Below are 3,977 nucleotides of genomic sequence, written 5' to 3' on the forward strand. Positions count from 1 at the left end.
AAAAATCGGATCAAATAGTAAATACGGTGACTGAGCGGAGTCTGAGCCGAACCTCAGCGTTTCTCATATTAACTCAGTGATTCTCAGCGTAACAATAATATTTATTACGCTGAGTTTCGCTGAGAAAATACTGAGTTTCGCTGAGAAATCTTTAAATTTTTTGCGTCTCTGCGTCTTTGCGTGAAAATACGTTTCTCGCAAAGACGCCAAGGCGCAAAGAATCAATAATTTAATAGGCAATAGATTTTTATCGGAGCAAATTGTAATTTTGGACTTTTATACCCTTTGAACTTTAAAAAATCGTTCAATTTAGTTCAAGATGTTTAAATAAGATTCGTTAGAGATCGGTTCATGTGTATTTTATTCGAAAACAGGCTTGTCTCATCTAAACACCAGCAAGAAAATAATCTCCCAATAATTTCATTGCAACTCAGTGGTTCAAAATGACGATTTTCTTGACCATTTCCGTTCCATTGAGGATGGCATGAAGGAAATATACCCCAGCGGCAAGATAAGATAAATCAATCTGAAAGCGGTTGGCCTCTTCAGTCACATTGAGGGTATTCTGGTAAAGAATCTTGCCCTGAAGGTTAAAAATTCTAAAATCAGCGGTTCCCGGATTGGGATTGGCAATGATCACGTCAACCAAGCCAGTTGAAGGATTAGGGAATACTTCCAGGCTATTGCTGAGCAGGTCAATTCTACAATTTCCGATACTTGTAGAATCATCCCCGTCAAGCTGTATCCAGTACTTTTTACCAAATTTAACAGGAAGGTCTTTTAAAAAGGCTGTTGCATCATTAGCCGAGCGGTCATCATTGGCCCCGATGATCGAATATTTGGAACTATTGCCCGACAAGATATCCGAACAGCTATCCGCCTCGTATACGGCAATCCGGTTATTCAGCAGGCCCGTATTGATGGTAACCTTTTCGCTCGAAGGCCCCCAAAAAGTAAACCAAATGGAATGGCTGAGAGAAGTGGAAGGACACCAGCTGTCACTCGAATAGCAACTACTGCGTGAAGGCTGAGGCTCATTGGTCTGAACCGAAGCACATTCGTTTGAAAATGTACCATTATTCCCCGGCCAAATTTGCTTGGCATTTTCTATATCATCATTCACTGGCATGTGAATTTGAAGCTGGACACTGTCAGAAGCCTGGCAAGTGCCAAAAATCCCGTCAACTTTTACCCAGGAAGAAAACGAACCGTATTTCCTTTCAGATGAAAGCAGGGATAAAAATAAAGTATCGGCGTCCTGTTTGTTGTTCATCTTATCAGCCCGCTCCACATCAAACGAATAGCTCATTGCCCCTGAGGCAATCAAAGGATAGCTATTCAAATCGCAGCCGCAAATAACATGATTCGACGGATATCCGGATAAAGTCACCTTAATGTCATTTTTGGCAGTAATATAATCCGTTTTAACCAGGGTATCCGATCCATAACTGTTAGAAGAAATTAAGGTAACCTTGTAAGATCCCGGTTCAGTGAATTCTATTTGGGGATTTTTTGATGTACAGGTTGTTCCATTGACAAATGAATAAGAATCAGGTGTTATTTTCCAAGTATAGGCCTGAGGAGAACGGGTACTTTCATTTTTGAAACTTATGGCCGTATTGGTACAAACTTCCTTGTACGCGGCAGAAAAGGCAGATAGAGGTTTTATCCTCATATAGTCACCATCCAAAGCTGTAGTACCGGTATTATCTGGATCAAGCCACGAATTTAGACTTTGGGAAACAAGCGAACTATGATCCCAGGATGTTGAAAATTTACCATAGAAATTTTTATTACCAGAACCCCCGTGTAGCTGGCCAATAACCCGTTTGTTGTCATCAAATAAGGGCGAACCGGACGAACCACCTTCAGTAGTCCCGGAATCAAACTGAACCTCCCAATGGGTATTTACTGCCGATTGAACATTATTATCCCATAAAATCGAACGATCATAACTAACCGGAGCATCATTATCGGTGGCAATACATTTTGGTTCTCCAGAAGGATGATGAATGCAGACACTGCTTTTAGGATTTCGGATGCTGACATCCCAGCCGGAAAAAAATGGACTATATGATTTTGGAGGATATTCTCTCAATTGCAATAAGGTAAAATCGGAATATGAATTTGAAGCTTTCAGGGTAGCACCTGATAAAGTATATTTTTCCACGGCATCACTGTCCGAACAGGTTGAATTTTCATAGTTAAAGTATGTAATCAGTGTTGAGGCCTCATAATCTGTGCTAATGCAATGATTGGCCGTCATGAAATAAGGAGTACCATCCTGACGGACATTATTCACCAGAAAACCGGTACAGAAATAGCTATAAACGTAATCATCAAAAGTCATGCGGCAAACAGCATGTTTATGATCCTGCCAGTTGGCACCTTCAGGACAATTAATGCCGATTCTACCAAGAACAGTGGAAGTTAAATCTACAAAAGACTGGGTTACAGATCCGACAACCAGGCTACCTTCAAATTCCGGATTGAAAGGTTCAAAATATTCAATAATTGCATTTTTCCCCTTCAGGTCTGCAATCGTTAACTGATTCCGTTCATTATTATTTAAAGAAGTAAAGGCCCCCAGTATTTTGGATTTTTGTTCATCATAAATAAAAACCTTGGCTCCTAAAGGCAGACAGAACTTGGAGAAACGCACTCCCAGGGAATAAGTACCGGAAGAATGAAGTTGAAACTGCCAGATATATCCCTTGCCCGGGATTAAGGTTTTTGTACCCTGTTTTTTAAGATCTATATTTATTTGTTGAACAACTCCGTATCTGTTGTCAATTCCGCTGGCTTTGGTCTCGGCAACCAATTTTGCCGTATCTATGGCCTGAAGCAAAGTATCCGGTATAAGAATTTTTCCCTTTGTTTTTATCAGAAAACTTTCAGGTATGTCAGGAACCGATATTTGGGCAAATAAAGTAGAAGAAATTCCTATTAATTTAAATGTCAACAAAAAAAATATAACAAATGTCTTATTCAGTTTCATTGGGAACAAAATTAAAAAATCAGACTATTTCTAGTCTGATTGCCGGAGGCAACATTCATGAACAGGATTTACCTATTCATTATGAACGTAAGTTGCGGCCTTTTTATTATAACAATAAATTATTAAGAAGGGATCATTCCCTCTACCTTTTAAAAACCGCATCTGCATAATCCATAAAGAAATTCCAATCCTGAAGGGTAAGGTTATGAATACCTTCACGAATGTGGTAAGCAACTTTTCCGCTGGAAACCGGCATATTAAGAACGGGCATGGTTTGGGGCAAACGGGTATTCGGTTCAAAAAGCCTGAATACCGGGAGGGCATGATAAAGGGCCAGATATTGCCCGTGCGGATCGCCCCAAAGATCCTGGCTGGCACTAGCTACATACAAGGCCCGTGGAGCGATTAAAGCCATAAGCATATGCTGGTCAACCGGCAGGGATTTTTCATTATTGTTATAAGCTTTATAATTTGTACAGAACCAATGCGGAAATGTTTTATTAATTCTATCAATGGTTTCACCATATTGCCGACGGCTTAATGACGAACCTCCGCAACCAGCCTCGTTGCATACCACCATAGCAAAGCGTTGATCTGTTGCCCCAGCCCATAAAGCAGTCTTGGCTCCGCGCGAATGTCCCACAACAGCAATCTTATCGTGCGCTATGTCCTTATCGGATACCAGATAATCCAGGCAGCGGCTGGCTCCCCAAGCCCAGGCAGCAATGGTTCCCCATGAATCTGCCGACCGTCCGTTGTCCAGCAGTCCGTGAATACCATTTTGAAAATGATCGTCAAAATCCGGATCAACATCCGCATTATAAAAGGCGGCTATGGCATAGCCACGGGCAATAACTTCTTCAGCAGGCCAAAACTCACTTTTATTTTCACGTGTAAAATCGATATTTTTAGGCGGACGGTTGCACACCAGTAGAAAAACAGGAACAGGTCCGAGAACTTTGTTTGGGATGAAGACTCC

Annotated in this window: 3 protein-coding genes; 1 reads left to right on the forward strand and 2 read right to left on the reverse strand. The window is 41.1% G+C overall.

Features of this window, described 5'->3' with window-relative positions; all coding sequences use genetic code 11:
- Window positions 1–430: 430 nt before the first annotated feature.
- Window positions 431–2,962, reverse strand: coding sequence for a T9SS type A sorting domain-containing protein (locus Q8907_13845; GenBank protein MDP4275352.1), 2,532 nt, complete (start codon window positions 2,960–2,962; stop codon window positions 431–433).
- A 17-nt stretch (window positions 2,963–2,979) separates the two neighbouring features.
- On the opposite strand from Q8907_13845, the gene Q8907_13850 reads away from it, so the two are divergent.
- Window positions 2,980–3,168, forward strand: a complete 189-nt coding sequence (locus tag Q8907_13850; protein MDP4275353.1) for a hypothetical protein — start codon at window positions 2,980–2,982, stop codon at window positions 3,166–3,168.
- Here the strand turns inward: Q8907_13850 and Q8907_13855 are convergent.
- Window positions 3,141–3,977 (reverse strand): acetylxylan esterase (locus tag Q8907_13855; GenBank protein ID MDP4275354.1); only part of this gene is annotated, 837 nt, incomplete at its 5' end. The genes Q8907_13850 and Q8907_13855 overlap by 28 nt on opposite strands.

The sequence above is a fragment of the Bacteroidota bacterium genome, from assembly GCA_030706565.1.
Classification (GTDB): Bacteria; Bacteroidota; Bacteroidia; order Bacteroidales; family JAUZOH01; genus JAUZOH01.